The organism is Propioniciclava tarda (genome assembly GCF_900182665.1).
Lineage (GTDB): Bacteria > Actinomycetota > Actinomycetes > Propionibacteriales > Propionibacteriaceae > Propioniciclava > Propioniciclava tarda.
This window is the reverse complement of record NZ_FXTL01000006.1, coordinates 1-20,198: the sequence shown is the minus strand read 5'-3', so window position 1 is coordinate 20,198 and position 20,198 is coordinate 1. Positions and strand designations below refer to the sequence as shown.

16 protein-coding genes are annotated in these 20,198 nt (G+C 69.9%); 10 read left to right on the top strand and 6 right to left on the bottom strand.

Annotated features, from left to right (window positions below; all coding sequences use genetic code 11):
* Positions 1-256: 256 nt before the first annotated feature.
* The 5 genes from dnaK to FN821_RS06220 are packed head-to-tail and all read left to right on the top strand — an operon-like array spanning position 257 to position 5,039.
* Complete coding sequence (dnaK, locus tag FN821_RS06240) at positions 257-2,107, top strand: molecular chaperone DnaK (RefSeq protein WP_131171861.1); 1,851 nt, start codon at positions 257-259, stop codon at positions 2,105-2,107.
* Positions 2,104-2,784, top strand: coding sequence for a nucleotide exchange factor GrpE (grpE, locus tag FN821_RS06235; RefSeq protein WP_338324580.1), 681 nt, complete (start codon positions 2,104-2,106; stop codon positions 2,782-2,784). The genes dnaK and grpE overlap by 4 nt, the downstream gene beginning before the upstream one ends.
* A 24-nt stretch (positions 2,785-2,808) precedes the next feature.
* Positions 2,809-3,957: a molecular chaperone DnaJ gene (gene dnaJ, locus FN821_RS06230; RefSeq protein ID WP_131171860.1), complete on the top strand. Its 1,149-nt coding sequence runs from the start codon at positions 2,809-2,811 to the stop codon at positions 3,955-3,957.
* 2 nt (positions 3,958-3,959) lie between these two features.
* Positions 3,960-4,379 (top strand): heat shock protein transcriptional repressor HspR, encoded by a 420-nt coding sequence (locus FN821_RS06225; protein ID WP_131171859.1) that lies wholly within the window; start codon positions 3,960-3,962, stop codon positions 4,377-4,379.
* A 51-nt stretch (positions 4,380-4,430) separates the two neighbouring features.
* Complete coding sequence (locus tag FN821_RS06220; RefSeq protein WP_131171858.1) at positions 4,431-5,039, top strand: hypothetical protein; 609 nt, start codon at positions 4,431-4,433, stop codon at positions 5,037-5,039.
* 18 nt (positions 5,040-5,057) lie between these two features.
* Here FN821_RS06220 and FN821_RS06215 read toward each other — a convergent pair whose 3' ends face one another.
* Complete coding sequence (locus tag FN821_RS06215) at positions 5,058-5,645, bottom strand: hypothetical protein (protein ID WP_131171857.1); 588 nt, start codon at positions 5,643-5,645, stop codon at positions 5,058-5,060.
* A gap of 144 nt (positions 5,646-5,789) precedes the next feature.
* Here FN821_RS06215 and FN821_RS06210 point away from each other — a divergent pair, with 144 nt between their 5' ends.
* Positions 5,790-6,701: a carbohydrate kinase family protein gene (locus FN821_RS06210; RefSeq protein WP_206662026.1), complete on the top strand. Its 912-nt coding sequence runs from the start codon at positions 5,790-5,792 to the stop codon at positions 6,699-6,701.
* Between the two features lie 3 nt (positions 6,702-6,704).
* Here the strand turns inward: FN821_RS06210 and FN821_RS06205 are convergent, their stop codons facing one another.
* A complete protein-coding gene (locus FN821_RS06205) occupies positions 6,705-8,510 on the bottom strand; it encodes an ABC transporter ATP-binding protein (protein WP_131171855.1) in 1,806 nt (601 codons plus the stop codon).
* 54 nt (positions 8,511-8,564) lie between these two features.
* The gene (locus FN821_RS06200; protein WP_131171854.1) at positions 8,565-9,179 is read right to left on the bottom strand and encodes a GNAT family N-acetyltransferase; all 615 of its coding nucleotides are present in this window, start codon (positions 9,177-9,179) and stop codon (positions 8,565-8,567) included.
* A gap of 205 nt (positions 9,180-9,384) precedes the next feature.
* On the opposite strand from FN821_RS06200, the gene FN821_RS06195 reads away from it, so the two are divergent.
* Positions 9,385-9,702: an MGMT family protein gene (locus tag FN821_RS06195; protein ID WP_131171853.1), complete on the top strand. Its 318-nt coding sequence runs from the start codon at positions 9,385-9,387 to the stop codon at positions 9,700-9,702.
* Here the strand turns inward: FN821_RS06195 and FN821_RS06190 are convergent.
* Together FN821_RS06190 and FN821_RS06185 are read right to left on the bottom strand one after the other, a co-directional pair.
* Positions 9,699-11,954 (bottom strand): heavy metal translocating P-type ATPase, encoded by a 2,256-nt coding sequence (locus tag FN821_RS06190; protein WP_131171956.1) that lies wholly within the window; start codon positions 11,952-11,954, stop codon positions 9,699-9,701. The genes FN821_RS06195 and FN821_RS06190 overlap by 4 nt on opposite strands.
* Before the next feature lie 83 nt (positions 11,955-12,037).
* A complete protein-coding gene (locus FN821_RS06185) occupies positions 12,038-14,125 on the bottom strand; it encodes a cytochrome c oxidase assembly protein (RefSeq protein WP_131171852.1) in 2,088 nt (695 codons plus the stop codon).
* Positions 14,126-14,367: 242 nt separating this feature from the next.
* Here FN821_RS06185 and FN821_RS06180 point away from each other — a divergent pair, with 242 nt between their 5' ends.
* On the top strand, positions 14,368-15,165 hold the full coding sequence (locus FN821_RS06180) for a dioxygenase family protein (protein ID WP_241660141.1): 798 nt from the start codon (positions 14,368-14,370) through the stop codon (positions 15,163-15,165).
* A 128-nt stretch (positions 15,166-15,293) separates the two neighbouring features.
* On the opposite strand, the gene FN821_RS06175 is transcribed toward FN821_RS06180, so the two are convergent.
* Complete coding sequence (locus tag FN821_RS06175; protein WP_165489279.1) at positions 15,294-16,283, bottom strand: MauE/DoxX family redox-associated membrane protein; 990 nt, start codon at positions 16,281-16,283, stop codon at positions 15,294-15,296.
* A 190-nt stretch (positions 16,284-16,473) separates the two neighbouring features.
* On the opposite strand from FN821_RS06175, the gene clpB reads away from it, so the two are divergent.
* Both clpB and FN821_RS06165 read left to right on the top strand, forming a co-directional pair.
* Entirely contained in the window at positions 16,474-19,047 is a 2,574-nt protein-coding gene (gene clpB, locus FN821_RS06170; RefSeq protein WP_131171850.1) for an ATP-dependent chaperone ClpB, read from the top strand.
* Between the two features lie 198 nt (positions 19,048-19,245).
* On the top strand, positions 19,246-20,181 hold the full coding sequence (locus FN821_RS06165) for an intradiol ring-cleavage dioxygenase (RefSeq protein ID WP_131171849.1): 936 nt from the start codon (positions 19,246-19,248) through the stop codon (positions 20,179-20,181).
* Positions 20,182-20,198: the final 17 nt, after the last annotated feature.

Genomic DNA, 20,198 nt, shown 5'->3' with positions numbered 1-20,198 from the left:
CGCGAGTGAGCAAGGGGTGCGCGCGCTAGTTCTGCCGGGCCCTCGCGCTCGTGCTGCCGCTGCGTTCACGCTAGATCTGCCGCTCATGGCGTCGGGGTGCGCAGTTGGCCAACCCGGCCGCAAGAAGGGCCCTCCATCGCGGAATAGCGCGGCGGCGTCCAAGGTTGAGTCTGGTGAACTCAACCCTTGAGTTGAGCCTGCTAGGCTCAAGTCCCGAACGAGTGTTCAGCAGAACTCTTACTGGAGGTAACACACCATGGCCCGTGCAGTCGGTATCGACCTCGGCACCACCAACTCTGTCGTCGCCGTCCTCGAGGGCGGCGAGCCCACCGTCATCCCCAACGCCGAGGGCAGCCGCACCACGCCGTCGGTCGTCGCTTTCGCGAAGGGCGGCGAAGTCCTCGTCGGCGAGGTCGCCAAGCGTCAGGCGGTCACCAACATCGACCGCACCATCCGCTCCGTCAAGCGCCACATGGGCACCAACTGGTCGACTGACATCGACGGCAAGAAGTACACCGCGCAGGAGATCAGCGCCCGCGTCCTGATGAAGCTGAAGCGCGACGCCGAGGCCTACCTGGGCGAGCCCGTCACCAACGCGGTCATCACGGTCCCGGCCTACTTCGGGGACGCCGAGCGTCAGGCCACCAAGGAGGCCGGCGAGATCGCGGGCCTCACGGTTGACCGCATCATCAACGAGCCGACGGCCGCCGCGCTGGCGTACGGCCTGGACAAGGGCGACAAGGAGCATTCGGTCCTGGTCTTCGACCTCGGCGGCGGCACGTTCGACGTCTCGCTGCTCGACATCGCGGACGGCGTGTTCGAGGTCAAGGCCACCAAGGGCGACAACCGCCTCGGCGGTGACGACTGGGATCAGCGCATCGTCGACTGGCTCGTCACGCAGTTCAAGAACGCCAACGGCATCGACCTGTCCAAGGACAAGATGGCCCGCCAGCGCCTCCAGGAGGCCGCGGAGCGCGCCAAGATCGAGCTCAGCTCGGCGTCCGAGACGCAGATCAACCTGCCCTACATCACGGCCGGCGCCGACGGCCCGCTGCACCTCGACGAGAAGCTCACGCGCGCCGAGTTCCAGCGCCTCACCCAGGACCTGCTGGACCGCTGCCGCAGCCCGTTCAACTCGGTCATCAAGGACGCCGGCACGTCCGTCGACAAGATCGACCAGGTCATCCTGGTCGGCGGCTCGACCCGCATGCCCGCCGTCGCTGACCTGGTCAAGGAGCTGACCGGTGGCAAGGAGCCCAACAAGTCCGTCAACCCCGATGAGGTCGTGGCCCTCGGCGCCTCGCTGCAGGCCGGCGTCCTCAAGGGCGAGGTCAAGGACGTGCTGCTGCTCGACGTCACCCCGCTGTCCCTCGGCATCGAGACCAAGGGCGGCATCATGACCAAGATCATCGAGCGCAACACGACGATCCCGACGAAGCGCTCCGAGATCTTCACCACGGCCGAGGACAACCAGCCGTCCGTGATGATCCAGGTCTACCAGGGCGAGCGTGACTTCGCGCGCGACAACAAGAGCCTCGGCAACTTCGAGCTCACCGGTCTCATGCCGGCCCCGCGTGGCCTGCCGCAGATCGAGGTCACGTTCGACATCGACGCCAACGGCATCGTGCACGTCTCGGCCAAGGACACCGCGACCGGCAAGACCCAGTCGATGACGGTCACCGGCGGCTCCGCCCTCGGCAAGGACGACATCGACCGCATGACGCGGGACGCCGAGGCGCACGCCGAGGAGGACAAGAAGCGTCGCGAGGCCGTCGAGATGCGCAACGAGGCGGACGCCCTGGCGTTCCGCACCGAGAAGCTGCTCAAGGACAACGCCGACTCCATCCCCGCCGAGGTCAAGACCCCGGTCGAGGAGGCGCTCGCCAAGCTGAACGAGGCCGTCAAGGGCACCGACAACGACGACGAGGTGAAGGCGGCCATGGCCGACCTGAACGAGAAGGCGTCCGCGATGGGTCAGGCCATGTACGCCGCCGCCCAGGCCAACCAGCAGGCCGCCGCGGCGGGCGACGCCGACGGCCCGGCCGGTGACGTGACCGACGACGACGGCATCGTGGATGCCGAGATCGTCGACGACGAGAAGAAGTGATCGACCGCACCGGATCGCCGGACGCCTCGGGGCGTCCGGTGATCCGGGACAAGCGCAGGATCGACCCAGACACCTTTGAGCCCCGCCCGACCGTCGCGGCCGGCGGGGCCGACCAACAGGAGAGCCCCATGGCTGACAACGAGTTCGTGGCCGACGGTCAGGCCGTCGGCGACGGCCCCGAGGCGCCGCTCGTCCCCGGCACCGAGCAAGCGGACGCCGCGGCGTCCGACCCGATCTACGGTGCGAAGATCGCCGAGCTCGAAGAGCTGGCGAACGAGCGGACCGGCGACCTGCAGCGCCTTCAGGCCGAGTACGCGAACTACAAGCGTCGCGTCGACCGCGACCGCGCGCTGGCGCGGGCGGCCGGGGTCGAGGCGGTCGTGCTGGACCTGCTGCCGGTCCTCGACTCGATCGAGGCAGCGCGCGAGCACGGCGAGCTGGTGGGCGGCTTCAAGCTGGTCGCGGACGAGCTCGAGAAGGTCGGCGCCAAGTACGGACTCGTCACCTACGGCGAGCTGGGCGAGGCGTTCGATCCGACCCTGCACGAGGCGCTGATGCACATGCCCTACGACGGCGAGCACGACGTGGTCGTCATCAGCGGGGTCATGCAGAAGGGCGTCAAACTCGGCGACCGGATCATCAGGCCAGCGCGCGTCGGCGTGGCCGATCCTGAGTAGCGGCGGACGAGGAAAGGAGGCGCCGTGAGCACCAAAGACTGGCTCGAAAAGGACTACTACAAGATCCTCGGCGTCGCCAAGGACGCCAAGCCCGAGGAGATCAAGAAGGCGTTCCGCAAGATCGCCCGCCAGAATCACCCCGACCAGCACCCCGGGGACGCCAAGGCCGAGGCGCGCTTCAAGGAGGCGTCCGAGGCGAACTCGGTGCTCTCGGACGCGACCAAGCGCAAGGAGTACGACGAGCAGCGCTCGCTGTTCGGTGGCGGGGGCTTCAGGTTCCCGGGTGCCGGTGGGCAGCCGGGCCAGTTCCGGCAGGGCCAGGTCAACGTCGAGGATCTCTTCCGCGGCGCCACGGGCGGCAGCACCGACATCGGTGACCTGTTCGGCGGGCTGTTCGGCCAGGGTGCCGGACGCGCCACGCAGAAGCGTCCGCGGCGGGGCCAGGACATCGAGGGTGAAGCCACGATCGACTTCGTCCAGGCCGTCGAGGGCACCACGGTGTCCCTGTCGACCTTGTCGGACGCCCCTTGTGCCGTCTGCCACGGCACCGGTGCGCGGTCGGGCTCGACCCCGCACATCTGCCCGACCTGTCAGGGCTCGGGCGTCCTCATGAACGGTCCGTTCGGCTCGGAGCCCTGCCCCGAGTGCCACGGACGCGGGATCGTCGTCGACGACCCGTGCCCGGCCTGTGACGGGTCGGGGCGCGGCAAGTCGGCCAAGACGATGCAGGTGCGGATCCCGGCGGGCGTGACCGACGGGCAGAAGATCCGCATCAAGGGTAAGGGCGCGCCGGGCGAGAACGGTGGCCCCGCGGGTGATCTCTACGTCGTCGTGCACGTACGTCCGCATCACCTGTTCGGACGCAAGGGCGACAACCTCACGGTGACCGTCCCGGTGCTGTTCACCGAGGCCGCGCTCGGCGCCGAGATCGAGGTGCCGACGCTGTCGGGCGCCAAGGTTCGGATGCGACTCGCGCCCGGCACCCCCAACGGGCGCACGATGCGCGTCCGCGGCAAGGGCGTCCCGCGCAAGGACGGGCACGGCGACCTGCTGGTCACCGTCGACGTCCAGGTGCCGAAGACGCTGTCGCCGGACGCCTTGGCTGCGCTCGAGGCCTATCGGGACGCCGTCGCCGCGGCTGATCCGCGGGTCGGCTTGTTCGAGAAGGCGTGACCGTGGCCGCCTTCCTGCCCCAGCAGTTCGACCTGGACGCGCCGCTGTTCACCGTGACGACCGCGGCCCGGCTCGCCGACATGCACCCCCAGACCCTGCGCGGCTACGACCGCCTGGGCCTGGTGGTGCCGTCGCGGGCCAAGGGCCGCGGTCGCCGTTACACGCTGCGCGACGTCGGACGCCTCCGGCACATCCAGGCGCTGTCGGGTGAGGGGATCAACCTCGAAGGCATCCGACGGATCCTGGCGCTGGAGGCGCAGGTCGAGCAGCTGCAGGACCAGGCCACCCGGTTGCTGGCGCTCCTGCAGCGAGTGGACGTGCCCGTCGGCGTCCGGACGTTCACGGCTGGTCCGACCGGGCAGGTCCGGATGGGCCGGCACGCGACCCTGTCGCGCAATCTGGCCCTGACCACCGGGGCGTGACCATCGGACGCCGCAGCCGACGGCGTCCCCTCTGATCTCGTGGAGAACTTCATGACTGACTCTTCGGGCCGCGTCCGCCCGCCGCGCCTGGCCAGGACCGCCGCCCTGGCCGCGGCCTCCCTGACGCTCGCGACGGGCTGCACGCCGTCCGGGCCAGCGAGTTCGCCCACGCCGCCGGCCTCAACGGCGGCGGCGAGCAGCGCCGCGAGCGCGGCGTCAGCCCCCACGGCCTCGACGCCGACCCAGCAGACTTCGGCCGCCGGATCGAAGCTGTCGGGTGCTGCCGACGACCCGGACGCCTGGCGCAAGCTCGCCGGTGTCGCCCTGGACGGCGGGGCATTGAAGGTCGACCACTACGCGTTGGTGATGGGCGTCACCCCGGCGGCCGACGGCGGCGCCACCCTCAGCATCGATCGGGTGGAGCGGGTGACGTCCGGCAAGCCCGAGGACGGCGTCTACCGCAACGACGTCGTCACGTTCGAGAACCTCTCGCTGCCGGCCGGCTCGGTCATCCTCGTCGACCCGGGGAATGCCTATCAGCCCTTGTCAGCGACGGACTTTGCGGCCTACGTCCCGATGAACGAGGGGGGCGTCCCCGTCGCGGTCCTCAGCGCGAAGCCCGGCAGCCCGCTGGTGCTCATCGAGCTGTACCAGGAGTAACCCCGCCGCCCGACGGGCTCAGCACTGTCCGGGATCGGCCTTCTCGGCGTCCCAGATCTTGAGGACGCCGGCGTCGCGCTTGAAGTACGCCGTCTCGGCCGTCATCTTGCCCTGGCTGACGACCGTCGCGCCTTTAACGGCCTCGGCCTTGGTGGCGTCGATGCAGGCGAGCAGCGCGGTCTCGTAGCCGTGGGAGGGTCCGCCGGCGACCGGCACGAGCTTCACCAGCTTGACGTCGCCCGTGATCTTCAGTCCGTCGGTGGCCAGCCGCGCGAGGTTGGCCTGCTGGGCCGCCAGGTAGGGCCCGCCGGTCACCGCGCCGAGCGCCGTGCTCGTCGTGGTCGAGCCGCCCTTGCGCTGCTGAGCGACGAACTCGGCGAAGAACCGGCCGTACACGTCCTGTGCGTCGACCGCGAGCTGCGCCTGGGCCTGCAGCTTGGAGAACTCCTCGGCGGTGCACGGCGCGGGCGCCCCGGCGAGCGGCGTGCAGACGTACGTGGGCGTCGGGGACGATGCCGCCGACCCCGTCGCGACCCACGGCGTCCCACAGCCGGACGCCGCCAGCACGATCCCCACCACGCCGGCCACCGCCGCTCCCCGTCTCATCCGCATCCCCTTTCGTCGGCGAGCCTTTCACGAGCCCGGACGCCTCCGGCGATGACGCCCCGACGAGGGCTGGATCCATGTCGCTCGGCCGCACGGATTGGATAGCGTTCGCTCGACATCCACTCGGACATGGGGGAGACGGCCATGAAGATCTTGGGCCTCGGGGAAGCGCTCGTTGACGTGGTGCACGCCGGCGACACCACCGTCGAGCACGTCGGCGGCAGCATGCTGAACGTCGCCTGCGGTCTCGGACGCCTCGGCCACGACTCCACCCTCGCCTGCTGGATCGGTCCCGACGATCGCGGACGCCGCATCGCCGACTACGCGGCGGCGTCCGACGTCGTGCTGGCGGCCGGCAGCGACGGCGCTGACCGGACGCCGATCGCGTTCGCCGAGGTGGACGCCGCAGGCAAGGCCACCTACACCTTCGACTTCGCGTCCGACCTGCCTGTGATCGCTGACCTGGATGCCTACGGCCACCTGCATGCGGGCAGCATCTCGGCCGCCTTCGAGCCGGGCGGGACCAAGATCGTGGAGGCGCTCGGGGCGGCGTCCGGTACCCGCTCGTACGACCCGAACGTGCGTCCGGCCCTGCTCGGGACGGCCGCCGAGGCGCTCCCCCGCGTCCACGAGCTGGTGGCCCTCGCCGACGTCGTGAAGGCGTCAGACGAGGACCTCGCCTGGCTCTACCCCGAGCTGTCGGACGCCGACGCGGCGCGCGGCTGGGCGGCGATGGGTCCGGCACTGGTGGTCGTCACGCGGGGCGGGGACGGGGCGCTCGCGCTGCTGGCGTCCGAGGGCGTCGTGCACGAGGTGGCGCCCGGGGCGGCGTCCGTCGTCGACACCGTAGGCGCGGGGGACTCGTTCATGGCCGGACTGATCTCGGGACTGGCCGACCTCGGGCTGTTGGGGTCCGCGGAGGCCCGCGCGCGGCTGCGCGAGGCGTCCTGGACGGACGTCGAGCCAGCCCTGAAGCGCGCGATCGCGACCTCGGCGATCACCGTCGGCCACGCGGGGGCTTACGGTCCGACGCGCGACGAAATCGGTGCCGACTAGCTGTTACGCCCGAATGTCGAACGCCTGGAGGCGCTTGCGATCGGCCTTGCTCGCGGACGCCTGCAGCGCCAGCAACTCCGCGTAGATGCCGCCTGAGGTGGCCAGCTCGGCGGGGGAGCCGATCTCGTCGACGCGTCCGTTCTTGAGGGTGACGATGCGGTCGACCGAACTGATCGTCGAGAGGCGGTGGGCGATGATCAGGGTCGTTCGATCGGCCATCAGCTCTTCCAGCCCGGCCTGAACAAGCCGCTCGGACTTGGAGTCCAGCGCGCTCGTGGCCTCGTCCAGCACCAGCACCGGCGCGTTCTTGAGCATCGCCCGCGCGACCGCGATGCGCTGCTTCTGCCCGCCCGACAGCTTGATGCCGCGTTCGCCGATCTCGGCGGCGTAGCCGTTGGCCAGCTTGGCCACGAACTCGTGGGCGTTCGCCTTGGTCGCTGCGGACTCGATCTCGGACGCCGACGCGCCGGGGCGTCCGTAGGCGACGTTCTCGCGGATGGTCCCCGAGAACAGCGCGGCCTCCTGGAACACCACGCCGATCTCGGCGCGCAGCTGCTCGACGGGCACGGTCGACACGTCGACGCCGCGCAGGCGGATGACGCCGGAGTCCGGACGGTAGAGGCCGAGCAGGAGGTTGACGAGCGTCGTCTTGCCGCCGCCGGACTCGCCCACGAACGCCACCCGCTCGCCCGGCGCGACGTCGAACGTGATGTCGTGCAGGACCTCGGTGTCGGAGTCGTAGCCGAAGCTCACGTGGTCGAACGAGATCATCGGGCCGTCGTCGCGGGCAGGCCAGGGGGCGGTGTCGCGGGGGGTCCCGGCGCCGATCGCGGCCAGCGGCTCGGGCGCCTCGTCCATGGCCTCGAAGAAGGACTTGCTGCCGGCGATGGCGCGCTGGGAGGCGTCCACGAGGAAGCTCATCATCGTGACCGGCTGCTTCGCCATTGCCACCAGTTGGATCAGCAGCACCATCGCGCCGAGCGTGAACGCACCGGACGCCGTCGACGTGAAGATGATCGCGTACACGCCGAAGAAGATCAGGTTGAGGGCGCCGCGACGGGCGACGTCCATGAGGTGCCAGAAGCGCGACTGCTGTTGGGTCAGACCGATGGTGCGTCCGTAGTGGCGGTCGAACAGCGCCAGCTCGCGGAGTTCGGAGGTGAAGCTCTTGACGACGCGGATCTGTCCGATGGCCTCGGCGAAGCGTCCGCCGGCGATGTCGAATTCGGTGTTCTTCTGCTGCTCGATCGGCTGCCAGCGCTTCGACGTGAGGGCGGTCAGCCACATGAAGACCGGGTAGATGATCACGAGCAACAGCGCTAGCCACGGCGAGTACAGCGCCGTGATGACCAGCACCGCGATCACGGTCAGCAGCATCGGGAAGAAGCTGTTGGAGAACATTTGCAGGAACTGCGTCGTCTCGGTGATCGACCTGGTGAGCCGGTTGATGATCGTGCCGGTCAGGTTCGAATCGAAGTAGCGCTGCGGCAGGCTCAGCATCTTGGCGTAGTAGCGCGACGACAGGATCGCCTTGAGGCGGGTCGTCATGACGTCGCCTAGGTAGCCGCCGATGTTCGAGACGACCGTGCCCAGCAGTTCGACGACCAGCAGCGCGACCGCCAGCCAGATCAGCGCCGGGACGCCGCCGCCGTTGCCCTGGGTCTGCGCGACCACCTCGTCGGTGGCGCCCTTGATGATGAACGGGGTCAGCAACGCGAGCGCGGCCGTCGCCACGGACGCCGCCGCGATGCCGACGTAGTAGGGCCACAGCTCGCGGGCGACGCCCAGGAGGCGGATCAGGCTACGCACGTGCTCTCCGATTGCATGCCCGAATGATACCCCAGGGGGTATGCGGGGTGGGGGTCACGGGTTGGCCGTTTCGGACGCGGAGGCGGCGTGTCCATCCAGCAGGGAGCGCAGGTGGACACGAACGCTCGGCCACTCGCGGTCGAGGATCGCGTACTGGGCGGTGTCGCGCAGTAGTCCGTTCGGCAGGCGCATGTGCTGGCGCAGGAGGCCCTCGAACTGTCCGCCGATGCGCTCGATGGCGCGGCGGCTGGTGGCGTTGAGGGAGTGCGTCCGGAACTCGACGCGGACGCAGCCCCAGTCGTCGAACGCGTGGGCGAGCATCAGCAGCTTGGCCTCGGTATTGGTGCCGGTGCGCTGTGCCGAGCGGGACTGCCACGTCGAGCCGATCTCAACCCGCGGCACGGAGGCGTCGACATTCATGAACGTCGTGGCGCCGATGAGGCGTCCGTCGGCGTTGCGGATCACGAAGGGGACCATGGATCCCGCGTCCTGGAGGCTGAGCCGTCGGTCGATGTCGGCGGCCATCTGATCCGGGGCCGGGACGAGCGTGTTCCACTGCTCCCAGAGTCGCCCATCGGACGCCGCCGCGACGAGTTCGTCGTGGTGCTCAGCCGCCAGCGGTTCGAGGACGACCAGGTCGCCGGTCAACGTCACGGGCAGTGCTTGCACGGCCACACCCTAGAACTCGCGCCCGCGCTGGTCGATTCAGTTCCTCGGCCTCGGCAAGGAGGAGGGTCAGGCGCCGGGCTTCGACAGGCTCAGCCATCGGGGGTGCTTCGGGCTTCGACAGGCTCAGCCATCGGACCTGGCCTTGCCCGCAGGCCGTTCCCTGAGCTTGTCGAAGGGCCTCCCCGCCACGCCCTAGGGTTCGACCATGGACGAGTTCTCGGTCGAGCGGGTGCTGCTGGCGACGTCCCTGGTGCCGGCCGGGCGCGTGGCGTCCTACGGAGATCTCGGACGCCTCGCGGGCGTTGGTCCGCGGCAGGTGGGGGCGATCATGCGGGAGCGCGGGTCCGAGGTGGCGTGGTGGCGGGTCGTGAACGCCTCCGGCGAACTCCCTGGCCAGCTCATGGAGCGCGCCGTCGAGCACTGGGACGCCGAGGGCATCGTGCATGCCGACGGACGCGTCCGGATGCGCGCCAGCCGTGTCGATCCGGACGCCCTCACGGCGTCCTATCGTGGCTCTGACTAGCGCTTCGACGGGTCGAAGCGACGCAGCCGCATCGAGTTGCTGACCACGAACACGCTCGACAGGCTCATGGCGAAGCCCGAGATCAGCGGGTTGAGCAGCCCGGCCGCAGCGAGCGGGATCGCCGCGATGTTGTAGGCGAAGGCCCAGACGAGGTTGCCCTGGATGGTCCGCAGGGTGCGGCGGGCCAGGACGATGGCGTCCGGAATGACGTCGAGCGTCCTGCGCAGCAGGATCACGTCCGCCGACTTGAGGGCGACATCGGTGCCCGAGAGCACGGCCAAACCGAGGTTCGCCGTGGCCAGTGCGGCGGCGTCGTTGATGCCGTCGCCGACCATGGCGACGCGGCGTCCGGAGGCCTGCAGCCGCTCGATCACCGCCGCCTTCTCGGTGGGCAGCACCTCGGCGATGACCTCGTCCACGCCGACCTCGGCGCCGATGGCGTCCGCGGCCCGCTGGCGGTCGCCGGTGAGCAGGACCGTGCGTAGCCCTAGTCCGCGGAGGCGCGCGACGGCGTCCGGGGCGGAGTCTTTGAGCCTGTCCGAGACCACGAGCGCGCCCGCGAGGCGTCCGTCGACCGCGACCAAGACCGCGGTGCGCCCGGCCTCGGCGGCCTCGTCCAGCAGTCTGGACGCCTCCGGTGAGACCTCGACGCCCTCGGTGGCCATCAGACCCGTGTTTCCAACGGCGACGCGCACGTCTTCGCCGTCGGGGAGATTGCTGGTGGGTTCGGTCCTGGTACTCGCGTCCCGATCCCGCCACCTGTTTCCGCCGGGGGTCACCAGACCCACCGCGCCCTGGCCGGGTACCGCCTTGACGTCGTGCACGGCCCACTCGCCCAGCCCCGCGTCGACCGCCCCCGTCGCCACGGCCAGCGCGATCGGGTGCTCTGAATGGCGCTCGACGGCGGCCGCGTAGGGGAGAGGGTCGATGTCGCCCAAGGCCACCACGCGTTCCAGCGCCATCGTCCCCGTGGTCAGAGTGCCCGTCTTGTCGAGGACGACGGTGTCGATCTTCCCGGACGCCTCCAGCGCGTCGGGCCCCTTGATGAGGATGCCCAGCTGGCCGCCGCGTCCGACCCCGACCATCAACGCCGTCGGCGTCGCCAACCCGAGCGCGCAGGGGCACGCGATGATCAGCACGGACAAGGCCGCCGAGAACGCCTGACGCGGCCCGGCCTGGGCCACGAACAGCCAGCCCAGCAACGTGACCAGCGCCAGCCCCAGCACCACCGGAACGAACACCGAGACGACCTTGTCGACCAGCGTCTGTACGGCGGCCTTGCGGGCCTGGGCCTGCTCGGCCAGCGTCGCGAGCTGGGCGAGCTGGGTGTGCGCGCCGATCTTCGTGGCCTCGACGATCAACGCGCCGGTCGTGTTCAACGTGCCGCCGAGCACGGCGTCGCCCTCGCCCACCTCGCGGGGCACTGGCTCGCCGGTCATCATCGAGGTGTCGATCGCGGACGCCCCCACGACCACGACGCCGTCGGTTGCCACTGACTCGCCCGGACGCACCAGGAATCGCTCGCCCTTGGCCAGGTCCCCGATCGGGACGACCACCTCGTGCCCGCCCCGGATCACGCAGACGGACGTCGGCGCGAGGCGTCCAAGGGCCGACAGGACGCCGCGCGCGGCCCGCTTGGAGCGGGCCTCGACGTAGCGTCCGGCCAGCAGGAACGTCGTGACCGCGGACGCCACCTCGAGATAGAGCGTGTCGGCCCCCGCGGGCGCCAGCCCGTAGCCGAACCACCGCGTCTCGCCGGGCGGGGAGCCCAGCACCGTGGAGGCGACTGACCACGTGAAGGCCGCGAGGATGCCGAGAGACACGAGCGTGTCCATCGACGTCGAGCCGTGCCGCAGGTTGCGCCAGGCCGCCTTGTGGAACGGCCACGCGCACCAGAACACCACCGGCAGCGAGCAGACGATCAGCACCCATTCCCAGCCTGGGAAGCGCATTTGCGGCGCCAGGGCCAGCACGATCGCCACGTCACCGAGCGGCACGGTCAGCAGGGCGGCGACCAGCAGGCGCTTCCAGAGCATCTTGACGCGGTCCGCGTGCCCTTCGGACTCCTCGCCGTCCACCACCTCGGACGCCCCGTAGCCGGCCGCCTCGACGACAGCGACGGCGTCCGGCGCCTTGTCGGGCGGTAGCCCGAGGACGATCGCCCGCTCGGTCGCATAGTTCACGGTGGCGCGGACGCCGTCCAGCTTGTTGAGCCGTTTCTCGATCCGTGCCGCGCAGGCAGCGCACGTCATGCCCGAGATGTCGAGTTCGACGCGGTTGCTCAGGCCGTCGTAGCGATCGGCGTCCGGCGTGGCTGGAAGGACGGGAACGGCCACTACAGCACCCTGCGTCCGGACTGACGATCGCGCTCGGCGAGCGCGGCCAGCATGTCGTTGTAGGAGTCGAAGGAGTCGTCCACGCCGGTGTCCTGGGCGACGTCGCTGACGGCGTTCTCGGCGCGGTCGTGGGTGAACCACTGGGCGGCCAGCGCGATCATGACCACGAACAACGGAATCTCGCCGAGGATCCAGGTCACTTGGCCCGCGGTGCTCTGGTCGGCCATCAGGTCGTGGATCCAGCTGATGTCGATCGAGCGGTAGAAGTCGCCGCCGATCAGCGAACGCGAGCTCATAATGCCGACCGCGAACAGGGCGTGGAACGGCATGATGCTGATCACCATCGCCAGCCGGACCAGGTGCGGCAGGTCCGTCAGCTGCTTGTCGACGCCGACGATCATGGCGAAGAACAGGTACCCCGTGACCATGAAGTAGAGCAGCATCAGCTGGTGCGCCCAGTGGTAGCGCATCAGCCACGGGAAGAGCGGCGTGTAATAGATCAGGAACAGCGAGCCTACGTAGTTGAGCCACAGCACCGGCGGGCTGAAGACACGCGATAAGGGGCGATGCTCGAAAAGCGCGTCCGTGACGCCGCGGACGTCCGGCAGGATCGTCCCGGTCCTGGACGCCTCGCGCGCCAGGGTGATCGGCCCGCCCAGGACGCACAGGGCCGGCACCAACATGTTCACCGTCATGTGGACGAACATGTGCCAGCTGTACAGGGCGGTCGAGTACTCCCACAGGCCCGAGACGGCGAGATAGAGCATGAGCAGCCAGCCGGCGGACCAAGTCAGCGTCCGCTGGATCGGCCAGGGGCGTCCGGCGCGGCGCACGCGCGCGACGCCCCACAGGTAGGTCCCGATGGCGACCGCGGCGAGCCCGACCCACAGGACGTTCGGACGCCCGAGGCCCAGCAGCCGCTCGATCGTTGCGGGCACGTTCATCTCGTAGCCGAGGTAGTTGATCTGGATGTTCTGTGGGATTCCGAACCGCGGCGAGGGCACGTGGTTCTCGGCGGACGCCAGCGCGAGGCCCGCGATGATGAGCATCACGTCGGGAATGACGGTGGTGATCGGGGCCACTTGGCGGATCAGCCACATCGCGATGAGCGCGGCGATGACGGCCAACTGGCCGAGGGCGACGCGGCCGTAGAGGCTCGCGGTCGGGTCGGTCCCGGCCAACTGCTGCCAGGCCACGACAGCGTGCCCGGCGAGGGCGACGACCAGCAGGGGCAGGGCCGTCCACTGGTAGCGCCGGATGCGAGCGCTTGCCGCGCCGTCGGCGTCCGCACTCAGCCAGACGCCGATCGCGACGGTCGCCGCGACGACGAAGGCGAGGGTGAGCCAGATGGCGGAGTCCGTCGCCCAGTCATGGTCGGCGCCGATGGTGACCGTGCCCGTGACGGCCACGAAGGTCAGGGCCAGGATGCCGGCGAGGTAGGCGAGGACGACCGGAGCGACCGTGCGGGCGGCGTAGGCGACCACCACGCATCCGGCCGCGACGAGGGCGGACAGCAGCCACGCCAGCCCGGAGGGGGTCGCGGACTGGAACTGCCACCACGCGTCCGGGCGGAGGGTGTAGCCGAGCGGGACGCCGTTGACGTAGGCGCTGTTGGCGAACGTCTGCAGTACGGACGCCCACAGCCAGAGTTGGCCCGCGTGCGCGGCGACGCGCGTGAGGCGTCCGGTGGCGGGGGAGAGGCGGTGGTCGGCGTCCGGGCGGACGAGGGCGACGATCGCCACCAGGGCACCCAGCGTGACGACGGATGCCAGCCGAACGACCAGGTCGCCGAACGCCGAGACGTACGCGGTGAACGGGTCGGCCTGGGGGCGTCCGGGGAGCTTGGGGCCGGCGTTGACGAGGCTGATGGCCCACCAGAGCGCGACGGTGGCGGCGACGGCGACGAGGAGTGGTCCGGCGAGGGCCGCTGGCGTGAGGCGTCCGGGCTGGGGGTTGATGGTCGACGTGGTGGCTGGGTTCGGGGAGCCCGGCGCAGAGTCGGCGTCCTCCGTGCCCGGGGCTCCGGAGCCCGGCGCGGGGGGCGGTGGAGCGGGGTCCGTCCGCGGGATGCTCGCGGATTCGTCCACAGCCACTCCTTCGCCCGGGCCCGACCGTCTCGGGCTCAGGGCTCATTGTGCCTTGACTTGCAGCGGGGTCCCCAACCCGGACCGCTGCCTGGTTTCCGGAACGAGGGGCGGCGGGCGTTTCGGGTACAGCGTGGTTGTCGATGGCCTCATGGGCGAAACGGCTCTGTTTCGGACATCGAGAATCACGCTGTACCGAGAACAGCCGATCGCCGCATCCACCTGATGGTTGAAGGATCAACTAGATGCGGTACGCTGTGGTCATGACCGACCGCCAGCCCGTCTTGTTCCTGTCGCACGGCGCACCGCCGCTGGCCGACGACCGCCTCTGGACCGCCGAGCTCTGCGCCTGGGGTCAGTCGCTGACCAAGCCGACAAGCGTCCTGATGGTGTCGGCGCACTGGGAGGACGCGCCCATCGCGGTCAGCTCGACGACGCCAGGCACTCCGCTGTTGTACGACTTCTACGGCTTCCCAGAGCGCTACTACCGCGTGACTTACGACGCGCCCCCCGCGCCCGAACTCGCCCTCGACGTCGCCCGCGCCCTGGGCGGCGCGGTCGCTCAGGACCCCAAGCGTGGCCTCGACCACGGCGCCTACGTGCCGCTCAAGGAGATGTTCCCGGACGCCGACGTCCCGGTCTTGCAGCTCTCGCTGCCCACGCTCGACCCGGCCGCCCTCGTCGAGGTGGGTCGTAGGTTGGCCCCCTTGCGCGACTCAGGCACCCTGATCGTCGGGTCCGGCTTCACCACCCACAACCTGCGCTGGTTCGGGGGCATGGGCGCCGACCCGGACGCCGCCCCGCCGCGTCCCTCGGCGGAGTTCGACGCCTGGGCCGCCGAGGCGGTGAGCGCCGGTGACCTCGATGCCCTGATCGACTTCCAGCGGGTCGCCCCGGCCGCCCGCGAGGCGCACCCGCGCACCGAGCACTGGGCCCCGCTGTACGTGGCGCTCGGCGCGGCAGAGGCGTCCGGGCTCGACGCGACCAGCGTCGTCGACGGTTTCTGGTACGGGCTCTCGAAGCGGTCCTGGCAGTTCAACTGAGCCCGTCGGCTCTTCGACAGGGTCAGGGAACGGGCCGGTCATGAGCGTCCCGATGTGGTTGACCGTTGCAGGTGGCTGAGCCTGTCGAAGCCGTGATGGCCGTTCGGCCGAGCCGACCCTTCGACAAGCTACGCGTCCGGCAGGGGAGCGCCGCTGAGCTGCTCGATGACGGCCTCGGCGAGATCGGTGACGTCCGCTTCGCCGAAGACCGGGCCGCCTGCGAGGAGCCCGTCGGCGCCGAGCAGAAGGGCGGCGGGGTACGCCCCGCCGAGCGAGGCCAGGGCCTGCCCGTGGAGGTCGTACAGCCAGCGCCTCTGTTCGGGGTAGGTGGCTTCGGTGGAGCCCTCGCTCATGGTCGAGACCAGTTGGATGTCGATCGCCGGGGCAGCCTCGCGCCAGCGGTCGACCTGATCGACGACCGACCGCGTGCCTCCGCAGCCGCAGGTCACCCAGATCAGGAGCTGAGCCTTGGTCCGCGCCAGGGCGGCCAATGTGGTCGGCGTGCCGTCCTGCAAGACCATCAGCGGGGGGATCGGCGCGCGCTGGTAGTCATCGATGTCGGACGCTTCCGCCGGCGCCGCGCTCACCGGACGCTTCGGCGGCAGCCCGGCCCGTTCGCGGACGACCCACCGGACGACCGCGGCGGTGACGATCAACGCACCCAGCCAGGCCCAGTCGGTCGCGTCGAGGTCGGCGAGCGCCCCGGGGACGGTCCACCCGGCGACGCCCCAGCCGATCGACACTGCGGCCAGGCCGCTCAGGACCACGTTCCGCGCCAGGGTGTCGCCGGTGATGGGGCTCCCGACGGCGCCGAAGCAGCCACACGAAGGACGCGGATCGAACGTGAGTCCGCGCGCGACGACCGCCGTGTAGGCCAACATCAGCGCGAGCACGGCGGCGCTCACGACGATGAAGGCCGGCGAGACTGGCGCGACGACCAGGGCGATCGCCAGGGCGAGTTCGATGGGTGGCAGCCAACGGACGGGTCGGTTCAGCACGGCAGGCAGCCGCAGGAGCTGCGTCGCCGACACGAGCGAGTCGCGAGCGTTCCATTTGGCCACGGACGCCGCCACGAGCACCGCGGCCAGCAGCAGGGGGGCTGTCACCAGAGCTGTCACGGGCGTGAGTCTAAGCCGCGGTCGCGATGGACCCGACGCGGGGCAGTCTGGGACGCCGACTGCCGAGCCCTCGGGGCGTCCACGGGTGTCCTGAACTGGAATACCAGGCATCCCTACAGAGTTGAGTCTGGTGAACTCAACTTCTGTCGCCTAGCCTGACGACTAGGCATGTTTTGACGAAAGGCCCCCCGTGGATACTGCCAAGCTGACCGCCAAGAGCCGCGACGCGGTGACGGCGGCCCTCCGCACCGCACTCACCAACGGCAACCCCAGCGCCGAGCCGAGCCACTTGCTGCACGCGATGCTGATGGTGCCCGACAACACCGTCGGCGCCCTGCTTCAGGCCGTCGGCGCCGATCCCGCCGCGATGGACGCCGCCGCGCTCGCCGCGATCAAGAAGCTCCCCAGCTCGACCGGATCGTCCGTGTCGCAGCCCCAACTGTCCGGCTCGTTCGCCCGCGTGCTCGCGGACGCCGAGACCCGCGCCCAGCAGCTGGGCGACCAGTTCGTGGCCACGGAGCACCTGCTGATCGCGCTGAGCGCGGTCCCGTCCGACATCAACGCCGCGCTCAACAAGGCCGGCGCCACTGCCAACGCGCTCACCACCACCTTCAACGAGCGCCGCGGCGGCAAGCGGGTCACGTCCGAGGCGGCGGAGGGCGGCGAGTCCGCGCTCGACAAGTACTCGATCGACCTCACCGAGCGTGCACGCGACGGCAAGCTCGACCCCGTCATCGGACGCGACTCCGAGATCCGCCGCGTCGTCCAGGTGCTGAGCCGGCGCACCAAGAACAACCCCGTCCTGATCGGCGAGCCCGGCGTCGGCAAGACCGCGGTCGTCGAGGGGCTGGCCCAGCGCGTGGTCGCCGGCGACGTTCCCGACTCGCTCAAGGGCCGCCGCGTGGTGTCGCTCGATTTGGCGTCCATGGTGGCCGGCGCGAAGTACCGCGGCGAATTCGAGGAGCGGCTCAAGGCCGTCCTGAGCGAGATCACCGAGGCCGAGGGTCAGGTCATCACGTTCATCGACGAGTTGCACACCGTCGTCGGGGCCGGGGCGTCCGAGGGTGCGATGGACGCGTCCAACATGCTCAAGCCCATGCTGGCCCGCGGCGAGCTGCGGCTCATCGGCGCGACCACCCTGGACGAGTACCGCGAGCGCATCGAGAAGGACCCGGCCCTGGAGCGCCGCTTCCAGCAGGTCTACGTCGGCGAGCCGTCCGTCGCGGACACCGTCGCCATCCTGCGCGGGCTGCGGGAACGCTACGAGGCGCACCACAAGGTGCGCATCACCGATCAGGCGCTGGTGGCGGCGGCGTCCCTGTCGAACCGCTACATCCCCGGCCGCCAGCTCCCGGACAAGGCCATCGACCTGATCGACGAGGCCGCGTCCCGGCTGCGGATGGAGATCGACTCCTCGCCCGAGGAGATCGACACCCTGCGCCGCGTCGTCGACCGCCTCACGATGGAGCGCTTCGCCCTCGAGAAGGAGGATGACGCCGCGTCCCGCGAGCGCCTCGGACGCCTCAGCGCCGAGCTCGCCGACACCGAGGAGAAGCTGCGTGGGCTCGAGGATCGCTGGGAGGCCGAGAAGTCGAGCCTGAACCGCGTCGGCGATCTCAAGAAGGAGATCGACGAGCTGCGCGTGGTCGCCGACAAGCTGCAGCGCGAGGGATCGTTCGCGGGGGCGTCCGAGATTCTGTACGGCAAGATTCCGGCGCTGGAGCGCGAGCTGGACGCCGCGGCGTCCGCCGAGCATGCGGCGTCCATGGTCAGCGAAGAGGTCAGCTCGGAGGACATCGCCGAGGTCGTGAGCGCCTGGACGGGCATCCCGGTCGGCAAGATGCTGCAGGGCGAGTCCGAGAAGCTGCTGGCGATGGAGACCGTCGTCGGCAACCGGCTGATTGGCCAAAAGGCTGCGGTCAAGGCCGTCGCGGACGCCGTCCGGCGGTCACGCGCGGGCATCTCTGATCCGAACCGGCCGATCGGCTCGTTCCTGTTCCTGGGTCCGACGGGCGTGGGCAAGACCGAGCTGGCGCGAGCGCTGGCGGAGTTCCTGTTCGACGACGAGTCGGCGATGGTCCGCATCGACATGAGCGAGTACGGCGAGAAGCACACGGTCAGCCGCCTCGTCGGCGCGCCTCCCGGCTACGTCGGCTACGAGGAGGGCGGCCAGCTCACCGAGGCGGTGCGGCGGCGTCCGTACTCCGTCGTCCTGCTGGACGAGGTCGAGAAGGCCCATCCGGACGTCTTCAACATCCTGCTGCAGGTGCTGGACGACGGACGCCTCACCGACGGTCAGGGCCGCGTGGTCGATTTCAAGAACACGATCCTGATCCTGACCTCGAACCTCGGCAGCCAGTACCTGGCCGACCCGAAGCTCGACGAGGCGACCAAGCGCGAGGCCGTCATGGAGGTGGTCCGCAAGTCGTTCCGGCCCGAGTTCCTGAACCGGCTCGACGAGATCGTCCTGTTCGAGCCGCTCACGATGACCGACCTGACCCACATCGTCGACATCCAGCTCGGACGCCTCAACAAGCGCCTCGCCGACCGTCGCATCACGCTGCACGTGAGCGACGCCGGCAAGGAGTGGCTGGCGATGGCCGGCTTCGATCCGGTCTACGGGGCGCGTCCGCTGAAGCGGCTGGTCCGGTCTTCGATCGAGGACGCCCTCGCCCGCGGTCTCCTGTCGGGCGAGATCCACGACGGTTCCACGGTGACGTTCGATGCAGCGTCCGATGGGTCGGGTCTGCAGTTGGCGAGCTGATCAGCGATGGCTGGCGGAATGGGTCTCGGTAGGCGAGACCCATTCCGCCATCTTTGCCCGGTGGAGAGCGCGAGGCTTCACAGGATGCGCCCAGCGGACTCAACGGAGCCGCCTGATCTGGTGTCACAGCTTTGACGTCGTCGGCGCACGAACGTGACCGACCCGACGCGGCCCCACCGCCCAACGACGAGGACTTCGATGACCACCAGCCACGAACCCGCCCGCAACAACTGGCGCGACGCCTCCGGCGTCCTGCTCGACGAAGAGGACCGCGGCCTGCGCTACGACCTTCCGCAACTCTCCCGGCGCGGAGTGCTCGGACTGTTCGGGGGGCTCGGCGTTGCCGCGCTCGCCGGCTGCGCCGCCACGACGACCTCCGCCGCCACCACGGCGGGCGCCTCGAGCGCAACCACCACCGGAACGGCGACAGCCACGGCAGCGGCGTCCGGTGGACTGTTCGAAGCCCCGAGCGAGACGGGCGGACCCTATCCGGCCGACGGGAAGGGCGGCCAAGGCGGCGCGTCCGTCAACGTGCTGGACGACGCTGGCATCGTGCGTCGCGACATCACGTCCAGCTTCGGGGGGCCAACCGGCAAGGCTGAAGGCGTGCCCCTGACGGTCACCATGACGCTGAAGGACATGGACACCTCGAAGGCCCTCGTGGGCGCCGCGGTCTACCTGTGGCACGCCGATCGCGACGGCAGGTACTCGATGTACTCCACGGGCGTGACGGGCGAGAACTACCTGCGCGGCGTCCAGGTTACGGACGCCTCCGGCTCGGTGACCTTCACCACGATCTTCCCGGGCTGCTACGACGGACGCTGGCCCCACATCCACTTCGAGGTCTATCGCGACCAGGCGGCCGCGACCAGCGGCGGCCAGATCATGAAGACGTCGCAGATCGCGCTGCCCAAGTCGGCCTGTGACGAGGCGTACGCCCAGACGGGCTACTCGGCCTCGGTCGGCAACCTCAGCCGCGTGTCACTGGCCACGGACAACGTGTTCCGCGACGACCAGGGGATTCATCAACTGCCCGTGATGTCGGGCTCGGCCACGCGGAAGTTGTCAAGTCAAATGAGACGTCTCAAGCCTTCTGAGGTTGGTAGTTCGGGATTCGTTTCGCGGGGTCGTTGATGGTGACGCGTTCGGGG

Coding starts and splice junctions, on each gene's coding strand:
- dnaK (WP_131171861.1), top strand. CDS start 257: ATGGCCCGTGCAGTCGGTATCGACCTCGGCACCACCAACTCTGTCGTC.
- FN821_RS06220 (WP_131171858.1), top strand. CDS start 4,431: ATGACTGACTCTTCGGGCCGCGTCCGCCCGCCGCGCCTGGCCAGGACC.
- FN821_RS06215 (WP_131171857.1), bottom strand. CDS start 5,645: ATGAGACGGGGAGCGGCGGTGGCCGGCGTGGTGGGGATCGTGCTGGCG.
- FN821_RS06210 (WP_206662026.1), top strand. CDS start 5,790: ATGAAGATCTTGGGCCTCGGGGAAGCGCTCGTTGACGTGGTGCACGCC.
- FN821_RS06195 (WP_131171853.1), top strand. CDS start 9,385: ATGGACGAGTTCTCGGTCGAGCGGGTGCTGCTGGCGACGTCCCTGGTG.
- FN821_RS06190 (WP_131171956.1), bottom strand. CDS start 11,954: ATGACGTGCGCTGCCTGCGCGGCACGGATCGAGAAACGGCTCAACAAG.
- FN821_RS06180 (WP_241660141.1), top strand. CDS start 14,368: ATGCGGTACGCTGTGGTCATGACCGACCGCCAGCCCGTCTTGTTCCTG.
- FN821_RS06165 (WP_131171849.1), top strand. CDS start 19,246: ATGACCACCAGCCACGAACCCGCCCGCAACAACTGGCGCGACGCCTCC.